General features: G+C 68.4%; 22 protein-coding genes. 5 read left to right on the top strand and 17 right to left on the bottom strand.

Annotation, left to right across the window (positions count from 1 at the left end; all coding sequences use genetic code 11):
• The first annotated feature begins 15 nt into the window (after positions 1-15).
• Together AC1DDO_RS15385 and AC1DDO_RS15380 are read left to right on the top strand one after the other, a co-directional pair.
• Positions 16-519 (top strand): GNAT family N-acetyltransferase, encoded by a 504-nt coding sequence (locus AC1DDO_RS15385; RefSeq protein ID WP_476867421.1) that lies wholly within the window; start codon positions 16-18, stop codon positions 517-519.
• Positions 520-584: 65 nt separating this feature from the next.
• Positions 585-1019 carry an acyl-CoA thioesterase gene (locus AC1DDO_RS15380; RefSeq protein WP_441411183.1) on the top strand — a complete coding sequence of 145 codons (435 nt, stop codon included), beginning with the start codon at positions 585-587 and terminating at the stop codon, positions 1017-1019.
• A 24-nt stretch (positions 1020-1043) separates the two neighbouring features.
• Here AC1DDO_RS15380 and AC1DDO_RS15375 read toward each other — a convergent pair whose 3' ends face one another.
• The 4 genes from AC1DDO_RS15375 to AC1DDO_RS15360 all read right to left on the bottom strand — a co-directional run bounded on the left by AC1DDO_RS15375 (position 1044) and on the right by AC1DDO_RS15360 (position 4791).
• Positions 1044-1436, bottom strand: coding sequence for a nuclear transport factor 2 family protein (locus tag AC1DDO_RS15375; protein ID WP_441411184.1), 393 nt, complete (start codon positions 1434-1436; stop codon positions 1044-1046).
• A gap of 129 nt (positions 1437-1565) precedes the next feature.
• Entirely contained in the window at positions 1566-2756 is a 1191-nt protein-coding gene (locus AC1DDO_RS15370) for a 4-hydroxybenzoate 3-monooxygenase (protein WP_476867420.1), read from the bottom strand.
• An 89-nt stretch (positions 2757-2845) separates the two neighbouring features.
• Positions 2846-3625, bottom strand: coding sequence for an IclR family transcriptional regulator (locus AC1DDO_RS15365; protein WP_476867419.1), 780 nt, complete (start codon positions 3623-3625; stop codon positions 2846-2848).
• A gap of 116 nt (positions 3626-3741) precedes the next feature.
• Positions 3742-4791 (bottom strand): FUSC family protein, encoded by a 1050-nt coding sequence (locus AC1DDO_RS15360; RefSeq protein ID WP_476867418.1) that lies wholly within the window; start codon positions 4789-4791, stop codon positions 3742-3744.
• A 265-nt stretch (positions 4792-5056) separates the two neighbouring features.
• On the opposite strand from AC1DDO_RS15360, the gene mscL reads away from it, so the two are divergent.
• Positions 5057-5599 carry a large conductance mechanosensitive channel protein MscL gene (gene mscL / locus AC1DDO_RS15355; RefSeq protein WP_476867417.1) on the top strand — a complete coding sequence of 181 codons (543 nt, stop codon included), beginning with the start codon at positions 5057-5059 and terminating at the stop codon, positions 5597-5599.
• Between the two features lie 92 nt (positions 5600-5691).
• Complete coding sequence (locus AC1DDO_RS15350) at positions 5692-6573, top strand: ACT domain-containing protein (protein WP_476867416.1); 882 nt, start codon at positions 5692-5694, stop codon at positions 6571-6573.
• Between the two features lie 30 nt (positions 6574-6603).
• Here the strand turns inward: AC1DDO_RS15350 and AC1DDO_RS15345 are convergent, their stop codons facing one another.
• Positions 6604-7554 (bottom strand): diacylglycerol/lipid kinase family protein, encoded by a 951-nt coding sequence (locus AC1DDO_RS15345; protein WP_476867415.1) that lies wholly within the window; start codon positions 7552-7554, stop codon positions 6604-6606.
• A gap of 173 nt (positions 7555-7727) precedes the next feature.
• Between AC1DDO_RS15345 and AC1DDO_RS15340 the strand changes: the two genes are divergently transcribed.
• The gene (locus tag AC1DDO_RS15340; RefSeq protein WP_441409232.1) at positions 7728-7964 is read left to right on the top strand and encodes a hypothetical protein; all 237 of its coding nucleotides are present in this window, start codon (positions 7728-7730) and stop codon (positions 7962-7964) included.
• 40 nt (positions 7965-8004) lie between these two features.
• Here the strand turns inward: AC1DDO_RS15340 and AC1DDO_RS15335 are convergent, their stop codons facing one another.
• From AC1DDO_RS15335 to AC1DDO_RS15280, 12 genes are all read right to left on the bottom strand, one after another.
• On the bottom strand, positions 8005-8811 hold the full coding sequence (locus tag AC1DDO_RS15335; RefSeq protein ID WP_476867414.1) for an IclR family transcriptional regulator domain-containing protein: 807 nt from the start codon (positions 8809-8811) through the stop codon (positions 8005-8007).
• Between the two features lie 60 nt (positions 8812-8871).
• Positions 8872-9546: a 3-oxoacid CoA-transferase subunit B gene (locus AC1DDO_RS15330; RefSeq protein ID WP_476972200.1), complete on the bottom strand. Its 675-nt coding sequence runs from the start codon at positions 9544-9546 to the stop codon at positions 8872-8874.
• Position 9547: 1 nt separating this feature from the next.
• A complete protein-coding gene (locus tag AC1DDO_RS15325) occupies positions 9548-10207 on the bottom strand; it encodes a 3-oxoacid CoA-transferase subunit A (protein ID WP_476972199.1) in 660 nt (219 codons plus the stop codon).
• Positions 10208-10210: 3 nt separating this feature from the next.
• A complete protein-coding gene (locus tag AC1DDO_RS15320; RefSeq protein ID WP_476972198.1) occupies positions 10211-11422 on the bottom strand; it encodes a thiolase family protein in 1212 nt (403 codons plus the stop codon).
• A complete protein-coding gene (gene pcaC, locus AC1DDO_RS15315; protein WP_476867896.1) occupies positions 11419-11859 on the bottom strand; it encodes a 4-carboxymuconolactone decarboxylase in 441 nt (146 codons plus the stop codon). Before pcaC ends, AC1DDO_RS15320 begins: the two co-directional genes overlap by 4 nt.
• Positions 11856-12674, bottom strand: a complete 819-nt coding sequence (locus tag AC1DDO_RS15310; protein ID WP_476867895.1) for an alpha/beta fold hydrolase — start codon at positions 12672-12674, stop codon at positions 11856-11858. The genes pcaC and AC1DDO_RS15310 overlap by 4 nt, the downstream gene beginning before the upstream one ends.
• Entirely contained in the window at positions 12667-14229 is a 1563-nt protein-coding gene (locus AC1DDO_RS15305; protein ID WP_476972197.1) for a lyase family protein, read from the bottom strand. Before AC1DDO_RS15305 ends, AC1DDO_RS15310 begins: the two co-directional genes overlap by 8 nt.
• Positions 14226-14810: a protocatechuate 3,4-dioxygenase subunit alpha gene (gene pcaG, locus AC1DDO_RS15300; RefSeq protein ID WP_476867893.1), complete on the bottom strand. Its 585-nt coding sequence runs from the start codon at positions 14808-14810 to the stop codon at positions 14226-14228. Before pcaG ends, AC1DDO_RS15305 begins: the two co-directional genes overlap by 4 nt.
• A gap of 7 nt (positions 14811-14817) precedes the next feature.
• Entirely contained in the window at positions 14818-15714 is an 897-nt protein-coding gene (gene pcaH / locus AC1DDO_RS15295; protein WP_476867892.1) for a protocatechuate 3,4-dioxygenase subunit beta, read from the bottom strand.
• A gap of 42 nt (positions 15715-15756) precedes the next feature.
• On the bottom strand, positions 15757-17706 hold the full coding sequence (locus tag AC1DDO_RS15290) for a bifunctional sugar phosphate isomerase/epimerase/4-hydroxyphenylpyruvate dioxygenase family protein (RefSeq protein WP_476867891.1): 1950 nt from the start codon (positions 17704-17706) through the stop codon (positions 15757-15759).
• Positions 17706-18587, bottom strand: a complete 882-nt coding sequence (locus tag AC1DDO_RS15285) for a shikimate dehydrogenase (protein ID WP_476867890.1) — start codon at positions 18585-18587, stop codon at positions 17706-17708. The genes AC1DDO_RS15290 and AC1DDO_RS15285 overlap by 1 nt, the downstream gene beginning before the upstream one ends.
• Before the next feature lie 166 nt (positions 18588-18753).
• Positions 18754-19614, bottom strand: a complete 861-nt coding sequence (locus tag AC1DDO_RS15280) for an IclR family transcriptional regulator (RefSeq protein WP_476867889.1) — start codon at positions 19612-19614, stop codon at positions 18754-18756.
• Positions 19615-19736 lie beyond the last annotated feature (122 nt).

Here is a 19736-nt window from a genome sequence, read left to right as displayed (position 1 = left end):
CGAATCGAGGCAGTCATGCAGACCAACCCGCGGCTCAACATCCGTCAGGTCACCTGGGCGAATCCCGTCGGTGCGGACCTGAGGGCCGCCCAGCAGGCGGAACTCGAGGCCCGTTTCGGCCGGCCGGATCACGAACCCGGGCCGCCGCCGTCGGAAGCGGACACGGCGGTGTTCCTGGTGGCACACGACAAGGCCTCGGGCCAGCCGGTGGGCTGCGGCGGCCTTCGCGTGCTGGACGCCCGGACCGCCGAAATCAAACGCCTCTACGTGCTGCCGTACACCCGCGGCTCCGGAGTGGCGAGTTCCATCCTGGCGGCCCTCGAAGCCCACGCCCACGCGCTGGGGATCACCACCCTGACTGCGGAGGCGGGCTCGGTGCAGACCGACGGACGGCAGTTCTACGAGAACTCGGGCTTCGCCCCGGTGCCGAACTTCGGACCGTATATCGGCGTGGAGCACTCGTACTGCTACGCGAAGCCGATCGATTCGCACAGCGCCGCGCACACCGCCATGGCGTGAGGCTGCGCGGCACCGCGCACCGTCACAGAACGCCGGTCCGTCCCGGAGTGGGCTAACCTCGCACTATGGAATCGGCCGACATCACTTTCCGCACCCGCAAATGGGTGCGGCCGGAGGACCTCAACGCCAATGGCACCCTGTTCGGCGGGAGCCTGCTGAAGTGGATCGACGAAGAGGCCGCGATTTACGCCATCCTGCAGCTGGGCAACGGCCGGGCCGTCACCAAGTACATCTCGGAAATCAACTTCGTAAGCTCCGCCGTCCAGGGCGACCTGATCGAAATGGGCCTGACCGCTACCCGCTTCGGCCGGACATCGCTGAGCATGCGCGCCGAGGTCCGGAACATGATCACGCGCCGCAGCATCCTCACGATTGAGGAGATCGTCTTTGTGAACCTGAGCCCGTCCGGGAAGCCCGAGCCGCACGGATACACCGAAATCACTTACGACCGGGACCGGATTCCGACGCACCACCTGACCGAGACCCTGGACCAGGACTAGGCCAGGGCGAACGGATTTGTTTGGTCAGGTCCAGAAATCGTCTGCCTTGGCCGTATCCTCGAAGAACTCCCGCCCTTCGGTGATCTTTCCGTCGCGGACCACAAACGTGATGACGGTGGCCATGTCCAAGGTCTTGCCGTTGTTTTGTGCGCGGGTCTTCTGGATGGCGACGGTGTACTTTTCCCCGCCGACGATGTCCTCGAGGTCTGCCTGGAAGGAACCCTGGGTACGCGCGCCCAGTTCACCGAAGTACGCCAGGACGGCGTCCCGGCCCTGTTTTGTTCCGGACAGCACGCCGCTTCCGGCAACGTGCCAGACTGCGTCCTCCGCGAACATCTCGCTGAGGGTCGCCATATCCCCTGCGTTGAAGGCCGTGTACCCGCGTCGGACCAGTTCAACATTCTCTGCGGTTCCCATGATCGTGCACCTCTCCGTCATCTTTGTCGGGTCATGCTGGGACGGTTCAAGGGTAGTCCTGGCCCCGGTAGCTGTCGATGGAAAACATGCACCGCGGAAGGACCCTCAGGCAGGACCTCGGGCTCGGCCCTATCGGTCGCCCGGCCAGCCCGTATAAGCCTCCGCCAGATAGGCCCTGCCATGGCGGGATGACACCACGGACCGGAGCTCGCCAAGCTGGCGGGCCCGGGAAAAGTCGTCGGCGTCGACGGCCGTGTGCAGCATGGAGGTCATCCAGTAGGAGAACTGCTGGGCTTTCCACACTCTGCCGAGGGCGCGGTCGCTGTAGGCATCCAGGAGCGCGGTGGAGCCGGTGGAGTAGAAGCTGTCGAATCCTTCGAAGAGGACTTTGACGTCGTTCAGCGCCAGGTTCAGCCCTTTGGCCCCGGTGGGCGGCACGGTGTGCGCGGCGTCGCCGGCGAGGAACAGCTTGCCGTGCCGCATGGGGGCCTGGACAAAGCTGCGGAATTTCAGGACGGTCTTCTCGATCACGGGCCCTTCCTTCACCTCGAAGCCGTTGCCGTTGACGCGGCTGCGAAAGGCGTCCCAGATGCGTTCTTCGTCCCAGCTATTGGCGTCCTCGCTGGGGTCGCACTGGAAGTACATCCGTTGCACCGTCTCGGTTCGCTGGCTGATCAGGGCGAAGCCGTTCGCCGAGTTGGCGTAGATCAGCTCCTCGGAGCTGCGCGGGGCCTCGGCCAGGATGCCGAACCAGGCGAAGGGGTATTCGTGGAAGTACCTATTGCGCCGTGCCTCGGGGATCCGCGCGCGGCAGTGGCTGCGTGAACCGTCCGCGCCGGCGATGAAGTCGGCCTGGAGCTCGTAGTCGATGCCCTCCTCGTCGGTGAACCAGACCTTGGGCGCGTCCTCGATGTCATGGATGGTGGCCTCCTTGACGGCGTACCGGACGTCCCCGCCGTCGGCCTTCCGGCGTGCCGAAAGATCCAGGAACACATCCGTCTGCGGGTAGAGCCACACCGATTCGCCGACGAGGTCCTGGAAGTCGATCCGGTGGCTTTCGCCGTTGAAGCGCAGTTCGATGCCGTCATGTCGGTCGCCCTCACGCAGCACACGGTCGGAGACACCGCTGTCTACCAGCAGGTTGACCGAGCCGTGCTCCAGGATGCCGGCGCGGACCGTTTCGGAGATCTCCTGGTGGCTGCGGAGCTCGACGACGGTGGATTCGATGCCGGCTTTGGCCAGCAGGTGGGACAGCATGAGCCCGGCCGGTCCGGCGCCCATGATCGCTACCTGGGTGGTGATGACTTTCCGCTGTGCCATGTGCGTCTCGCTTCGTCGCGGGGTCCGGGCGGGCCCGGAGCCGTATTCGTGGTCCGGCTAACAGTGTGCCCCCGCAGGCGTGATACGCGTTACATGGATCCCGTTGAATGGAATCCGCCAGCCTCGCGGGGCTCGCCAAGCCGCCGACCGATTCCGCGGGCCGCAGTCTGGAGGGCCGGGACCAGCGCCTGCAGGCGCATCTCACGGAGGGGAACCACGACGCCGAGGGCCGCCACGGCCCGCTTCCGGCGGTCCAGCACGGGGACGGCGATCCCCCATGTGTCCGGATCGACGACGCCGGCCAGCTGCGCATAGCCCTGGCGGACGGCCTCATCAAGGAGAGCACGGAGCTCGGCCGGGGCCAGCCGCCCGGCCGGGTCGCTGAACGCTTCGAGATACTCGGCCTGGACGGTGCCGGGCTGGTTGGCCATCAGCACCAGGCCGGCGGAGGACACGTGCACGGGCATCCGGCCGGCCACCTGCGCACGGTTGACTGCGGAGCCCCGGCGGGACAGCCGCTCCACAAAGAGCACCTCGGCGCCGTCCAGCACGGCGAGATTCACGTTTTGGTTCAGCACCTGCTGGATGTCCTCCATGAACGGCAAGGCCGCCTGGCGGAGCTCCAGGGTGGGCGAACTGCGGTTGGCGAGCTCCCAGAGCCGCAGGCCCAGGCTGACCGAACCGCCGGGGCCGACGTCGAGCAGGCCGTGGCCGGCAAGCTGCCGGGCCAACCGGTGCGCGGTGGTCACGGGAAGTTGCGCCCTCGCGGCCAGCTCCGAGAGCTGCAGCGAGGTGACACCCTCCGGAAAGGCCGCAATCAGCCGCAGGACGCGGTCCACCACTGAGTCGCCGGAGTTCGAATTGGCCATCACACCCCTTCCGTTGAATGGTTTTAAGTGTCCCACCCAACACCCTCGGGCGATAGGACTCTCACAATAGGAAGGGGCTGGCCAGCAGGGCCCGGCCATACGGAATCCCGTAGATACTAGCTCGTCAGGCGTCGCCAGGCGCCGGGCGCCAGCACGACGGCGATGCCGACGGCGGCCCCGATGATCGTTTCGACGATTCTGTCGCGGAGCAGGATGCCGGGCGGGATGGGTGCCACGAGCAGCGTCGAGGTCAGGGCCAGGGGCGTGACAAAGACCTGCGCCAGCATGTACTGCCGCGCGATGAACATTTCGGCACCGAACTGGCAAGCGGCGATCACCAGCACCGTCTGCCAGGGGTTCGGCTGCAGGAGCAGGATCCCGGCGAGCAGGACCAGTCCCAGCGCAGTCCCGGCGATGCGCTGCAGGCCCCGGCTGACCCGGTGCCGCGTGGTGTGGCCCACGAGCGGGACGACGGCGGCCACCATCGCCCAGTAGTTGTGGCCAACGCCGAGCCATTCGCCGGCCAGGGTCCCCAGCGTGCCCGCCAGGCCTGCCGCCACGAGGTAGCCCCCGCTTTCCTGCCACGCGGCGCGCTTCTGGCCCGGTGTCAGCCTTAGGGGTTCCGGCCACACCCACGGGGTCCGGCGGCTCCTGGCCACACGCGATGACAGCCCGATGAGCAGGGAGAACGCGACCGTCAGCACCGCCACCAGCATGGCCTGCCACAGCGGCGGCTGGTTCGGGATTGAGGCGATGGCCGCGAACGCGAAGATATGGAAGAGCGAGCCCGAGGGACGAAGGCGCCACAGGGCGACTACCAGGGAACAGGCGCCGGCCACCAGGGTTGTGGTCCCGACCAGGACCCAGGTGGTGCCCGCCGCCGACAGCCCGGCAAGGGCATCCACACGCGCGGTGAGGGCGGCCAGGAACATCACCAGGAGCATCAGGCCACCGGCCCGCACCTGGAGATTCAGCCGCCTGGCGTGCGGCTCATTGCGGCCATAGATCCCGGTGAAGGCACCGAAGGAGGCAAAGATTGCCAGGTCGAGGCGGTCCAGCAGCACCAGGGTGATCAGCGGAACGAACACGCCGATGGCGCAGCGGAGGGCAACCTGATGGTCCTTGTTGGCCGGCGCGATGGTGAGCATCCCGGCGAGCAGCTTCACAGTGCCGGTCCCACGGGGCCAGTGTCGCAGCGCCCACTCCACGGCCGGATTAGTCCCTGGCAGGCATTCATGGGCTTGTCATCACGGGTTGGGGGTCCCTTTCGCAGCGGTCGGAATGGTACGACGGCGTCACTGGCATCCACGACGGATGTTACTCCGGAAGCCCGCGGCTGACGCATCGAATCCCGTTCATTGGGATCGGCCGGGCGCGCCGCGGGGTGGTAGCGTCTAGCGGTTGAATCACGCAAACAACCGGAGGTTCCCCATGCTCAAAGGATTCAAGGATTTCATCCTGCGCGGCAACGTGATCGAACTGTCCATCGCCGTCGTGGTCGGCACTGCCTTCACAGCCCTGGTCAGCGCGTTTACCTCAAACATCGTCAACCCGGTCCTCGCTGCGGCCGGCGGCGTCGAGACCCATGGCCTGGGCTTTTACGTCTGGCCGGGCAACGACAAGACGTTCGTCAACATCGGCGCCGTCGTGACGGCCTTCCTGACCTTCCTCATCACCGCCGGGGTGGTGTACTTCATCTTCGTGGCACCCATGAACCGGATCAACCGCATGGTCAAGAGCAGGCTCGGCGCCGCCGAGCCCGAGGAAGAGCCGATCCCGGCCGACACCGCGCTGCTGGCCGAGATCCGGGACCTGCTCACCACACTGGCGGACCGGGAACACGACGGCGGCCCCGGCCGTGCCGGTTTCGATGGGAACTTCGAGAAGAACCCCGCGCGGAACGTTGATGACAACGCGGGGAATGCGGCGGAGTTCGTGGACGAGGACCGCCCGCGCCACGCCGCCAGCCGCTAGCTCTACTGCCCGGGCAGACGCCTTCGGGCGCTGGTCCGAAACTGTCACCCGGCGGCAACCCGGCCGAAACAGCCGGCCGGAATCATGGGAGCATGACGCGCAACGCCGCAGGCAAAAAACCAGGCAAGGCCCACTCCCCGGCCACCTCCGAGCTCAGCTGCGAAGTGTGCGGCCAGATGCCCGAACCGACCAAGGCGCGGCTGACGCTGGCCAACATCGCCGTGATGCTGCCGATCGAACTGCTGGTGCACGCGGCGGTGGTGGAAACACACCTGCCGTATGTTGCCAAGGTCGTGGTGCTGACCCTGACCGCGACCATCCTGGTGATCTGGGTGGCCGAACCCTCGGCGGCCCGGATGCTCAGAAGCTGGCTGCATGCGCCGGCCCTGCGCCACCGGAAGCGGCTTGTCGCCGCGCCGGCCCTGTGGCGGGCGCGGACCGTCCTGAAAGACAAGCCGGGATCGCTGCAAAGACTGACCCAGGCCCTGGCCGGACTCAACACGAACATCCTGAGCATTCATGTCCACCCCGTGGCCGGCGGCGTGCTGGACGAGTTTGTGCTCTCGGCGCCGGGTGAGGTCCGTGAGACCGAGCTGCTCCGGGCACTGCGGGCAGGCGGCGGCGCGGATCCGCACGTCTGGCCCACTACGGCCCTGGCCATGGCCGACGGGCAGACCGGTGCACTGAGCCTTGCCGCCCGGATCGCCGCCAGCCCCGAGGAGCTGCCCCTGGCGGTCGCGGAACTGCTGCGGGCCCGGATCATCCCGGGGCCCGCCGCCGGCAGCCCGGAGTCGCCATCCCCAGCCGACGCGGACGGGACCGTCCTGAAGATCCCGACGGCGTGGCAGGGGCCCATCGCGTTTTCAAGGCCCGGCGAGCCGTTCACGCCGGCCGAGTCCGCCCGCGCGCACCGGCTGGCCGAACTCGCTGAGATCCTCGCGCACCGCCCGGACCACACCGGACCGGGACGGTAGCCCGGCCGGCCCGGCACTGCGGGCGGCGGGTCAGATGGCTGTCATCCGGATGCTGAGGACCCCGGGCTCCACCGTGACGCTGAGGTGCTTGGCCTTGCCGAGCGGGTCGCCGTCGAGCTGGAAATCCTGCTCGTGGGCGAGCTCGATCTCAGCCGACTTTCCGGCGAAGTATTCCACCGAGGCATCCTTGGGCTTGTTCCGGCCGAAGACCCCGGCCAGCACTCCCAGCCAGCCCAGGCGGCCGACGGGCGCCAGGATCACGACGTCGAGGATTCCGTCGTCGATCTTGGCTTTGGGGAAGATCTCCACGCCGCCCATGATCTTGCCGCAGTTGCCCACCATCACGCTGCGGATCCGGCGGCGCACGGCGTGCCCTCCGTCAATGCTGATCCTCGCCCGGATGGGCTTGCCCGGCAGGTGCCGGATGCCGGCTTCAACATAGGCGAGCCAACCCACGCGGTCCTTGAGTTCATCCACGGTGTTCGCCATGATGGCGGCGTCGTAGCCAAGCCCTGCCATGACAAGGAAGAGGTGTTCGTCCTCGGCGTGGTCCAGCCTGGCCTTCACCACGTCCACCTTGACGTCCGTGCCGCTCAGGACGTCGTAGCTGGCGGCCACGGGGTCGGTGATGTCGACGCCCAGATTGCGGGCCAGCAGGTTGCCGGTGCCCATAGGCACCAGGCCCATCGGTGTGCCGGTGCCCGCAAGGACCTCCGCCACGCAGCGGACGGTTCCGTCGCCGCCCGCGGCGATGACGACGTCGACCCCGGCGTCCAGGGCCTGGCGCGCCTGGCCAAGCCCGGTGTCCTCTTTGGTGGTTTCCAGCCACAGCGGCTCGGCCCAGCCCTGGGTCTCGCACAGGCGGAAGAAGGAGGCCCGAAAGCTCTCGCCGGGAGATTTCATCGGGTTGATAACCACTGCGGCCCGCAGGGAGGCGGTGGTATCGGGGGTCTCCGGCGTCGCCGTTTTGTTCTCTGTCATGACGTCCTTAGGGCAATTAGGCGGGAGAAGTCCCTAACGTGAAATCCTAGCCGCAGTGTCCGCGCAACCTCCGCAGCACCGGCGCCAATCGTGGACGTCGGCTCGTGTGCCTCACTAGACTGGGCTTCGTGATGTGCCGGAGCCTGCGCTCCGGACGCCGAAAGTGGGAGCAGATGACTGAACCAGAGAACTATTCGGCTACCGCTGAATCCTCCAGCATGGATCCCCATGACTGGGGCCGGGCGATGGCCCTGGCGCTCACCCGGCTGGCCGAGCAGCTGGCCCCCGGCGACAGCGAGGACATCCATTCCTCGATAGTGGGCCGGGGACTGCATCTGAAAATCAGTGACGAACCCGGGGGCGTCACCATCACGGTTTCAACAGGGCCCGTCCCGGATTCCGCCCCCTGAACTGACGGCGCTCTTCCGGCCGTCCTGTCGGAGGGGTGTTTCACCGCCCCGAGGTCAGGTCCTCCGAGATGAGTTCCGCCGTTGCCACCGTCGCGTCGCGCACGGCATCGAGGTAGGCAGCGGGGTCGGGCTGTGCCGAAACGCTCTGGGCCTGCAGCGAGACGTTGATCGCCGCCACCACTTTGGGCCCGTCATGGACCGGCGCCGCGATGGACATCAGTCCCAGCTCGAGTTCCTGGTCCAGCAGGCACCAGCCCTGGGCACGGACAGTGTCCAGTTCCGCCAGGAGTGCGGCCCTCGTTCCGATGGACCCGGGGGTCAGGGGCCGGATGTCGGCGGCCGCGAGGTACTCTTCCAGCTTCGCCGGGGCCAGGGCCGCCAGCAGCACCCTGCCCATGGAGGTTGCGTAGGCGGGGAAGCGGGTGCCCACCGTGATGCCCACCGTCATGATCCGCCGGGTGGACACCCGCGCGATGTAGGCGATGTCGGTGCCTTCGAGCACCGCTGCCGACGTCGACTCCCCCAGCTCGAGCGAGAGCTCCTCCAGGTGCGGTTGGGCGAGCTGCGGCAGGGACAGTCCGGACAGGTAGGCGTAGCCGAGCTGCAGCACTTTGGCGGTCAGGGCGAAGATCTTGCCATCGGTGCGGACATAGCCCAGCTCCACCAGGGTGTGCAGGAACCGCCGGGCCGTGGCCCGGGTCAGTTCGGTCCGGGCCGCCACCTCGGTCAGCGTCATTTTGGGGTGTTCCGTGTCGAAGGCACGGATCACGGCAAGCCCGCGCGCCAGCGATTGCACGTATTGGTCGCTGGCCGCGGGCGCGCCGCCGCTCCTGGCTGGCTCAATCATTTTTCGCCTTTCGGTCCCGCATCACTTTAGCGGGGCGCAAGGTCTCCGGCCGCAGGACTGTCAGCGTGGATCCGCCGGACGCAGCGGCACGGGGACCATGGCCTGGAGTTCCTCGAGGGTGCAGCCGAACGTCTCGCGCACCTGGACGCCGTCGGGCCCGGTCAGGAAGACGGCCTTGTCCGTGTAGACGCGGGTGACGCAGCCGATCCCGGTGAGCGGGTAGGTGCACGCCTCGACGATCTTGGATGCGCCGTCGCGGGTCAGAAGCGTCATCATGACGAACACGTCCTTGGCCCCGGTGGCGAGGTCCATGGCGCCGCCGACGGCGGGGATCGCGTCCGGGGCGCCGGTGTGCCAGTTGGCGAGGTCACCCGTGGCGGAGACCTGGAAGGCGCCAAGCACGCAGATGTCCAGATGGCCGCCGCGCATGATCGCGAAGGAGTCTGCGTGGTGGAAGTAGGATGCGCCCGGCAGTTCGGTCACGGGGATCTTGCCGGCGTTGATGAGGTCGCCGTCGATCTGGTCCCCGGCGGCTTCCGGGCCCATGCCCAGCATGCCGTTCTCGGTGTGGAGCGTGATGTTCTGCTCCGGCTCGAGGTAGTTCGAGACCAGGGTGGGCTGGCCGATGCCGAGGTTCACGAAGGATCCGGGCTCGATGTCGCGGGCCACGAGGCGGGCGAGATCGTCCCGGCCCAGGGGTTTGTCGGAGGTCTGGATCGTGGTTTGGATGCTCATCTCAGGCCACCTTCACAATGCTGTTGACGTAGATTCCGGGGGTCACGATGACCTCCGGGTCCAGGCCGCCGGTGGGGACGATCTCGGAGACCTGGACGATGCTGTGCTTGGCCGCGGCGGCCATGATGGGACCGAAGTTCCGTGCGGTCTTGCGGTAGACGAGGTTGCCCTTCCCGTCGGCCGTGAGCGCCTTGATAAGGGCGACGTCGGCGTGGATGGGCGTCTCGAACACCTGCCATTTGCCATCCAGGAAGCGGGTTTCCTTGCCCTCGGCGAGCATGGTGCCGTAGCCGGTGGGCGTGAAGAACCCGCCGATCCCGGCGCCGGCGGCCCGGATCCTCTCGGCCAGGTTTCCCTGCGGGACGAGTTCGAGCTCGATCTCACCGGCCTTGTACTTGGCGTCAAAGTGCCAGGAGTCGGACTGCCGGGGGAACGAGCAGATCATCTTCTTCACCCGGCCCTCCTTGATGAGCAGGGCCAGGCCCTGGTCGCCCTGGCCGGCGTTGTTGTTCACCACGGTCAGGTCGGTGGCGCCGCACTCCAGCAGCGCGTCGATCAGTTCGAAGGGCTGGCCGGCGTTGCCGAACCCGCCGATCATCACGGTGGAGCCGTCGTTGATCCCGGCGACGGCCTCGCCGACGGTGTCAATGAAATTCAGCATCGCTTACGCCTTTCCTGTGTTGGTTCCGGCAGCGGTCATGTTTTCGAGGACGACGGCGAGGCCCTGGCCGACGCCGATGCAGATCGCGGCGACGCCCCAGCGTTCGCCGGAGGCCTGCAGGCTCCGGGCCAGGGTGCCCAGGATCCGGCCGCCGGAGGCGCCGAGCGGGTGGCCCATGGCGATCGCGCCGCCGTGCCGGTTCACGATTCCCGGGTCGATGGCCCAGGCGTTGATGCAGGCCAGGGACTGCGCGGCGAAGGCCTCGTTCAGTTCGACGGCGCCCACTTGGTCCCAGCCGATCCCGGCCTTCGCGAGGGCCTTGTTGGCGGCCTCCACCGGGGCGTAGCCGAAGTACTGGGGGTCGTTGGCGTGCGCGCCGCGGCCGGCGATGCGGGCCAGCGGGTCCAGGCCGAGCAGCCCGGCGGCGGCCTCGGATCCCAGCCAGGCCGCGGAGGCGCCGTCGGAGAGCGGGGAGGCGTTCCCTGCCGTGACGGTGCCGTTTTCGGTGCGGAACACCGTCTTGAGCCCGGCGAGCTTCTCCGCCGAGGACCCGGGCCGGATGCCCTCGTCGCGGACCAGGTCCGTGCCCGGGACCGGGGCCACGAGGGTGTCGTAGAAGCCCTCGTCCCAGGCCGCTGCGGCGAGGTTGTGGGAGTTCGCGGCGAATTCGTCCTGCGCCTCGCGGGCCACGCCGTATTTCTCCGCGAGCCGTTCAGTGGCCTCGCCCAGGGAGATAGTCCAGTCCTTGGGCATGGCCGGGTTCACCAGGCGCCAGCCCAGAGTGGTGGAGGCCAGGGTCATGTCCCCGGCCGGGTAGGGCTTCTCGATCTTGGGTAGCACCCAGGGAGCCCGGGACATGGACTCGGCGCCGCCGATCAGCATCAGCTCCGCGTCGCCGGTGCTGATCTGCCGGGAGCCGATCATCGCCGCGTCCAGGGAGGAGCCGCAGAGCCGGTTGACCGTGGTGCCCGGGATCGAGACCGGCAGCCCGGCCAGCAGGGTGCCCATCCGGGCGATGTTCCGGTTCTCCTCGCCGGCGCCGTTGGCGTTGCCGAACACCACCTCGTCGATCCGTTCGACGTCGAGCTTGGGTGCCCGCTTGACGATCTCGCGGATCACGTGGGCGGCGAGATCGTCCGGGCGGACGGCGGCCAGGCCGGACCCGAACTTGCCGAAAGGCGTCCTCACGGCGTCGTAGATAAAGGCCTGGTTCATGCGTTTGTATCCATTTCTGTCTCGTCCATGGAATGGAACACCTGCTGGGCGGTCTTGAAGGCGGTGTTGGCGGAGGGTACCCCGCAGTAGATGGCGGTCTGGAGCAGGATTTCCTTGATCTCGTCCCGGCTCAGGCCGTTGGTGATGGCGGCGCGGATGTGCATGGCCAGTTCTTCCCAGTGCCCGTGGGCCACCATGGCGGTTATGGTGACGGCCGAGCGCATCTGGCGGCTGATCCCGGGCCGGGTCCAGATCCCGCCCCAAGCGATCCGGGTGATCATGTCCTGGAAGTCCTCGGTGAAGGAATCCTTGTTGGCGTTGGCGCGGTCCACGTGCGCGGCGCCCAGGACCTCGCGGCGGACCTTCATGCCGCCGTCGTAGATTTCCTGGCTGGTCGCGCCGGGCTGGACTACACCATTCCGTTCTGGGCCGGTCATGCGCCCGCTCCCTGCGACTCGGTCCAGGTGATGAGGCCCTTCAGCAGTTCGGCGATGTGGCCCGGCGCCTCAAACGGTGCCAGGTGTGCCACTCCCTCCAGGCTGACGGCCGTGGCCGTACCGCCGCCGGAGGTGATGCCGGCGGCCACCTCCTGGGCCATCGACGGCGGCGCCACCGCGTCCAGGACGCCGGCGACAACCTGGGTGGGGACGCGGATGGTGCCCAGCTGGTCCCGCACGTCGAAGCCGGCCAGGGCCTCGCAGCAGAAGGCGTAGCTGAAGCGGTCGGCGTCCCGGAGGGTGTGCAGGAGCCGGCTGCTGAGCTCCGGCTGGCTGTCCATGAATCCCGGGGCGAACCAGCGCTGCGCGGAGCCCTGGATCATGACGGGGGTTCCCTGGGTGCGCACGGTTTCGGCGCGCTCCAGCCAGCCCTCGGGGGTGCCGATCTTCGCGCCGGAGCACTGCACGGACAGGCTCTTGAGCCGGTCGCCGTGTTTGATGCCAAGCTGCAGGCCGGTGGCGCCGCCGAGGGACACCCCGGCGTAGTGGAAACGCGCACCGGGGGCGATCGAATCGACCAGGGCGATCACTGCGTCGGCGAGGTCAGCGACCGTGAAGATCTCCTGGGCCGCCGGTGAGACGCCGTGCCCGGGCAGGTCCCAGGCGACGACGTCGACGACGTCGCCCAGCGCGGCGCCGGCCTGGCTCCACACGAGGGAGGATGTTCCGAGCGAGGGGCCAACGATGAGGAGGGGCTTCTCGCCCAGCGGGCGCTGGGGCGAGAGCAGGACTGCTTTGACGGTGGGTCTAGCCACGGGAGGCTCCATTCTGGAGTTGGTGGGCGGTGGCGCGGTCATCTTCCGGTGAGGCATCTTCCGGTGAGGAATCTTCCGGTGAGGCCGGGCCGGCGGTGTATTCCGGATACGCCGCAAGGATGCGGCGCGAGATGTCAGCGGCCTGGCCCAGGTAGTTGGCCGGGTCCAGAAGCTCCTCCAGCCGGGTGTCGGTGAGCAGGTCTTCCGGGACGGCCGCGCGGAGCAGTGCCCGGTAAGTGGCCGCCTGTTCCGCGGCCGGGGCCTGGAGCGTTGCGTCCACGACGGCCTGCAGACGCTGCTTCCCGGTCCTGCCCGGCTCCGCCTCGGCGCTGTTTGCGTCCAAAAGCGGAGGCACGTCCAAAAGCGGCGCGACGGCCGCGTTGACGGCTTCGGAGAGCAGCAGCGGACCGGCGAGGTCCAGGTTGCGGCGCATCGCCGCCGGGAAGACCTGCAGCCCCTCGGCCAGTTCGCGGAGCTGGTCCGCGGCGCCGAGGGCCAGGCGCAGCAGCTGGCGCAGGGCCGACCATTCGCTGTGCCATGCGCCGTCGGGGCGTTCGTCGTTGAAATTGGCCGCCGCGAGGTGCAGCTGTGCGGCCAGGGCCGGGGACTGCAGGGCCGCGCTGCGGATCAGCACGGACAGCACGGGATTCTGCTTCTGCGGCATGGCCGAGGACACGCCCCGCCCCGCGGCGCGCGGTTCCGCGAGCTCCGCCACTTCCGGCCGGCTCAGGAACAGGACATCCGCGGCCATCTTGCCGGCGGCGTCCGTCACGGCCGCCAGGGCGTCACCGAGGGAGGTCACGGCCAGCCGGTTGGTGTGCCAGGGCGCCGGAACGGTGGCGAGGCCCAGGCGGGCGGCGAGCCGGTCCGCGAGGTCCAAAGGGGTCAGCCCGGCTCCGGCGGTCCACCCACCGGCGGTCAACAGCGTCCCGGCGGCGAGAGTCCCGGCGGCGCCTCCGGTCTGCACGGGCAGTTCGAGGGCTTCGAGCCGGCGCGCCGCGGCGGCCAGGCCGCCGAACCACTGCGCCGCCCGCAGCCCGAAGCTGTAGGGCAGCGAGTGCTGGGTCAGGCTGCGGGCCACGCACAGCGTATGCGCATGGGCCTCGGCAAGGCCGGCGAGAGCGGACGTGGCCGCCCTGAGCTCGGCGAGGAGCTCTCGCACGGCCCCTGCAGCCAGCAGCATCAGGGCCGAATCGAGCACGTCCTGGCTGGTCAGCGACGTGTGGACAGCCTGGACCGCGCCAATTCCGGCAGCGTCCAGGTCCCTGACCTGTTCCCGGAGGTCCGCGAGCAGCGGGATGACGGGGTTGCCGCCGCCCTGGGCGCGGACGGCGAGGTCCGCGACGTCGTAGCGCTGCACGTCCGCGGCGGCGGCCACCACCGCGGCGGATCCGGCCGGGACGAGCCCGGCATCCTCCAGGACCGCAGCCCAGGCGGCCTCGACGGTGAGCATGGCCGCGAGCACGGCGCAGTCACCGGTCAGCGCTGCCACGCGGGGCGACGCCGACACCGGACTCAGCAGGCCAACGTCGCCGTCGGTCTCGAAGGACGTCACTTTGAGGCGCCCGCGGCGTCGCTGAAATCCAGGAACACGGTTTCGCCCTCGCCCTGCAGGCGGATGTCCCAGCTCAGGCCGCCGTCGGGATCCCTGCGCGCGATCAGCGTCCGGCGCCGGTCCGGTTCCAGCGAGCTGAGCAGCCGGTCCTGGGCCAGGGCGGCCTCGTCCTCGGGCAGGTAGACCCTGGTGAACAGGCGGTTCATGAGGCCGCGGGCAAACACAGCCACGGCGATGAACGGTGCCACCCCGGGTTCGGTGGGGCCAGGGTTGAGGGTGGTGAACGTGAAGGTGCCGGTGTTCCCCACGGCTGAGCGGCCGAAGCCGGTGAAGGTGTAGCCGTCGCGGACCAGGGAGCCGGTACGCTGCGGGACCTTGCCGTCCGCGTCCGCCTGCCAGATCTCCAGGATTGCGTCAGGGATCGGGTGGCCTGCGCCGTCGTACACGGTGCCCTGGAGCCGGATGGATCCCGGGGAACCGGGCGGCAGGAGCTCGCGGTCCTTGGCGTAGGGCAGGGCGTAGCCGAAGAACGGCCCGACCGTCTGCCCGGGGGTGGGGGCCAGTTTGCTGGGGTTACTCATGGCGCTCCTATTCATCCTCGTCGCCTCCTGCGCCCAGGGCCTCGTTTTCGGTCCAGGTCCGCTTGGATCCGGTCAGGACGATGTCCCAGTTGTAGGCCATGGCCCATTCCGGTTTGGTCTGCTCGTGGTTGTAGGTGGCCACGAGGCGGTCGCGGGCGTCCTGGTCCACGATCGACTGGTAGATCGGATCCAGCGGGAACAGCTGGTCACCGGGGAAGTACATCTGGGTGATGATCCGCTGGGTGAATTCGGAGCCGAACAAAGAGAAATGGATGTGGGCCGGCCGCCAGGCGTTCAGGTGGTTCTTCCACGGGTAAGCGCCGGGTTTGATGGTGGTGAAGCTGTAGCTGCCATCGGCCGCCGTGATGCAGCGGCCGACGCCGGTGAAGTTGGGGTCGGTCGGCGCCGGGTGCTGGTCGCGCTTGTGGATGTAGCGGCCGGCGGAGTTTGCCTGCCAGATTTCGACGAGCTGGCCGGCGACGGGGCGGCCGTCGCCGTCGAGCACGCGGCCGGAGACCACGATGCGTTCGCCCAGCGGCTCGCCGTTGTGCGCGATGGTGAGGTCGGATTCGAGCGAATGGACGTCCATGTGCCCGAACGCGGGCGAGTACAGCTCGATCGTTTCCGGATCTGCGTGGTGCAGGCTCTTCGTCGGATGGCGCAGGACGCTGCTGCGGTAGGGCGCGTAGTCGAGCCGCGGCTGGACCTCGGCCGGGGCTCCGTCTTTAAGGGCCCGCGCGTAGGCCTCGCCGATCGCCTTCATCTCGGCGCTGAGGTCCGCCTGGGACTCCGCTGCGGCATCGAGCGGCGCGTACGTCTTTGGTGCGGCCTCCGTGGCTTCGTCGGACACGTCCTCGGTGATGGGGTCGGCATTGAATATCTCGAGGTTGATTTCTTCAGGCACAGCAGCCTCCTTTCGATGGTGTGATTGTTGTTCGGGTGGGGATCAGGAACGGCGGGTCAGTTCGTGGACATGGTCGTATTGGACGGCGTGCCGCACGGGGGCGTTCGGAGCGCCGTAGCCGTCGTAGCTGCCGCGGCGTTCCACCATTTCGAAGAACACGCTGCCCACGGTGGCGGTGTAGAAATGCAGGAATTCGCCGTCGGCGTCGCGGTCGTAAAGCAGGTTGAGCTCGCGGAGCGTCGCCAGGAATTCCGGGTCCAGCGCGAACCGGGCATCGAGGTCCTCGTAGTAGTTCGCGGGGATCTGCAGGAAATCCAGTCCGCGGTCCCGGGCGGACCGGGCCGTCGCCACGAGGTCGCCCACTGCGAATGCCACGTGTTCCTGGTAGGTGCGGCGCTGGCCCGTTCCTGGTGTGTCCGTTCCGGACGTTCCGGCGGGGGCTTCCTGCTGCAGCAGCGGCGCCAGGTTCAGCACCAGGCGGACGCCCCGGTCCTGCGTCAGCATCACCTGCGACCGGACCAGCCCGGTGGGGCTGGCCACCTCGGCATACGGCTGCGGTTCCAGCGCGAGGGCGCTGGTGTAGAACAGCACGGCCTCGTCAAAGTGCTGCCACGGCTGGGCCAGGTTCACGTGGTCGATCACGGCACCGTCACCGCCGGCTGCGGGGGCCTCCAGGCCGTCGCCGAATTCCCGGGTCCACGCCGCGGTGCCATCGGGGTTGCCCTGGCACAGGAAGATCTCGGTGGAGTCGGGGGCAGCGAACCCCTGGAATATCTCCTCGTTGGCCTGGCTCTTGCGCGGCACGGCCGGGGCCTTGAGCTGCTGGGCGCGGGCGGCGGCGATCACGGGGGAATCGACGTCGAAGCCCAACGCGGAGATCGCTGGCGGCGCTGCCGCCGTTCCGGCGGACGGCTCTTCGTTGATGACAACGCGGGCGTGGCCCATGGTCCACAATTGCACGTTCTTGGTCCGATGCCGGCCGTTGGAGGCGAAGCCGAGCTGGCCCAGCAGGGTCTCGAGCGCGGCCGTGTCCGTTGCCCTGACTTCGGCGAAGTTGAAGCCGGCGGGCTCGGCCACCCGGGGAAGCGTGGCGAGTTCCATGGGATAGCGGCGGCGGCCCGGGGCGCCTGCCGCCGGCCCTGCCACCCCGCCTGCGGCGGGGACAGGGTTTGCCTCAAGCCAGGCGGCGCTCTGTTCTTCGAGCCAGATCAGCGACCGCATCGCGTCGACGGCGGTGCGTTCGACGTCGGACTGGCGGAAGACATCGTTGAACACCTCCAGCGATACCGGGCCGGTGTAGCCGGCGCGGACCACGTGGCCCATGAACTTGGCGAGTTCGAACTGGCCCTCGCCGGGGAACACCCGGTAGTGCCGGCTCCAGGACAGCACGTCCATGGACAGCTTGGGGGCGTCGGCCACCTGGACGAAGAAGATCTTCTCCGGGTTGAAGGCCTCGATCGGCGCGGTGTCCCAGTCGCGGGAGAGGATGTGGAAGGAGTCCAGGCAGGTGCCCAGGTTGGGGTGGTCCACGAGCTCCACGAGCCGGTGGGCGTGCTCGTAGTCGTTGACGTACTTGCCCCAAGCCAGGGCCTCGTAGGCGACCTTGACGCCGTGGTCGCCCGCGAGCTCCGCGAGCCGGGAGAGCTGGGCGGCCCGGAGCTCGTCGTCGTCGATCGTGGCCGTGCCGACGTTGGAGCACAGCAGCATGGTGTCCATGCCCAGCCGGGACATGAGCCGGAACTTGGCGTCCGCGCGGCGAAGGTTGGCGGCGAGCAAGTCCTCGGGAACGCTGTCGAAGTCGCGAAACGGCTGGTAGAGGTCCAGCGTGAGGCCAAGGTCGGCGGCAAGTTTCCGGACGTCCTCCGGGCTTAGCGGGGACGTCACGAGGTCCTGTTCGAAGATTTCGATCCCGTCGAAGCCGGCCACGGCGCAGGCCTGCATTTTTTCCCGCAGGGTCCCGGCGAGGCAGACGGTGGCGATTCCGGTGCGCATCAGGCGGACACTTCTTCCGCGGCGACCAGTTCCAGGAAGTGGGAGCGCATGCGCTCGGCGTCGGCCTGGCGCCCGGTGAAGATCCGGAAGGCGTCCGCCGCCTGGCCCACGGCCATCCGGCCGCCGTCGAGCACGTCGCAGCCCTTGGCGCGGGCCTCACGCACCAACTCGGTTTCGATCGGCCGGTACACGATGTCGGCCACCCAGTGCCGGGACTGTACGAGGGACATGTCCAGTGGAACACCCGGATGGGCGGCCATACCCACTGGAGTGCAGTGCACCAGGCCGTCGGCCTGCGGCATGAGCCGCGGCAGCTCCGCCGTCGTCCGGGCGGTAACGGTCTGGTCCGGGAAGAATCCGGCGAGTTCGGCCGCCCGGTCAGCGCAGCGGGCCGGGTCGGTGTCCACGAGGTCAAGCTGGCGGACACCGGCGGTGAGCAGGGCGTAGGCGACGGCGGATCCGGCGCCGCCGGCCCCCAGCTGCACCACTCGGTCCAGGGTGGCGCCGGGGAGTCCGGAGGCCAGCGCCGCCGCGAAGCCGGAAAAGTCGGTGTTGTGGCCGATGAACCGGCCGTCGCGGATAACCACGGTGTTGACGGCGCCCAGGCGACGGGCGTCGGCGGAGACCTCGTCGAGGTAGTCGAGCACGAGCTGCTTGCAGGGGTGGGTGATGTTCAATCCGTTGAAGCCCAGGTTCCGGGCGCCGGCCAGCAGCTCCCCCACGGCTTTGCCCGGCAGGCCGAGCTCGGTCAGGTCGATGGGGCGGTAGAGGTACCGGAGGCCCTGGACGTCCCCTTCCCGTTCATGCATGTAGGGCGTGAGGGAGGGCATGACGCCGTCTCCCACGAGGCCTACGAGGAAGGACTCTGCTCGATTGCTCATCCGGTTAGCTCCTTTGACAGCGGCACTCGGCGGGCTCGGGACGCTTGCGGCGTCTCCGGCGGGCCGGTGACAGGGATTACATTACAGACTTTGTTCACATGTTGCACTGTTGTTCGAATCACGAACTTTTTGTTACAGCGGCGCCGGCTTCAGCCGGCAGCGCCCGTCACTGCTGGGGCAGCCTTGCCGACAGCTCGGCGGCGGCCGCCTGAAGCAGCGGCACGAGGGCCACGAGGGCCTCCATGCTGAGCCGAAACACCGGGACGGCCGTGGCCAGGGAGGCGAAGGCGTGCCCCTGGTCGTTGAAGACCGGGACGGCGACGGCCCGCATGCCGAGCTCGTTTTCCTCGTCCATCGTGGCGTAGCCCTGGCGCCGTATCTGCTCGATTTCCGCCCGGAATGCCTCGCGGTCCGTGATCGAGAGCGCCGTCAGCGGCTCGAGCGGCAGCTCCTCGACGAGCTGCGCGCGCGTGGCGTCGTCGGCGAACGCCACGAGCGCCTTGCCCACCGAGGTGGTGTGCAGGGCGCCGAGATGCCCGGGATCACTCGTGACCCGGAAGGTCTGCGGGCCGTCCACCTTGTTCACCGTCAGGTGATGGATGCCGTCCCGGACGGAGAGGATGGTCGCTTCGCCCGACTCCTCGGTCACGCGCCGCAGGATGGGCAGCGCCGTGCCCGCGAAGCCGTGGTGGTTGGAGACCCGCTGGCCGAGCTGGAAGACCCGCAGGCCCAGGTGGTAGCGGCGGCCGTCCGGCTCATAGTCCACAAAGCCGTCCCGGGTCAGGGAGCCGAGCAGGCGGTACGTGGTGCTGAACGGCAGCGCGGCCCGCCGCGAGATCTCCGCGGCACTGGCGCCCCGCGGTTCATCGCCCAGGAGGACCAGCAGACCCAGGGCCTTGCCCACCATGTCCGTCCGCGAGTCGTCCTTGGCGGCTTTGGCCGGTTTTGCAGCGGCTTCCGGCTCGGCGGCGGCCTGCTCGAGGGATCCGGAAACGGCGGCCGTATCTGTGGCTTGATTCACACTCATGTATCGATGTTCCCACATAGTGAGAGCTATTTCTAGATGGTGATTATTTTTCTTGACAAGTGACTGCGCTCACAGTCATGATTGCTACATCGCACAAGTAGCTTCCACCATGTGGCTACTAG

The organism is Arthrobacter sp. 10N43, assembly GCF_056394525.1.
The sequence above is the reverse complement of the archived record's forward strand: the minus strand, read 5'-3'. Positions and strand labels throughout refer to the sequence as shown.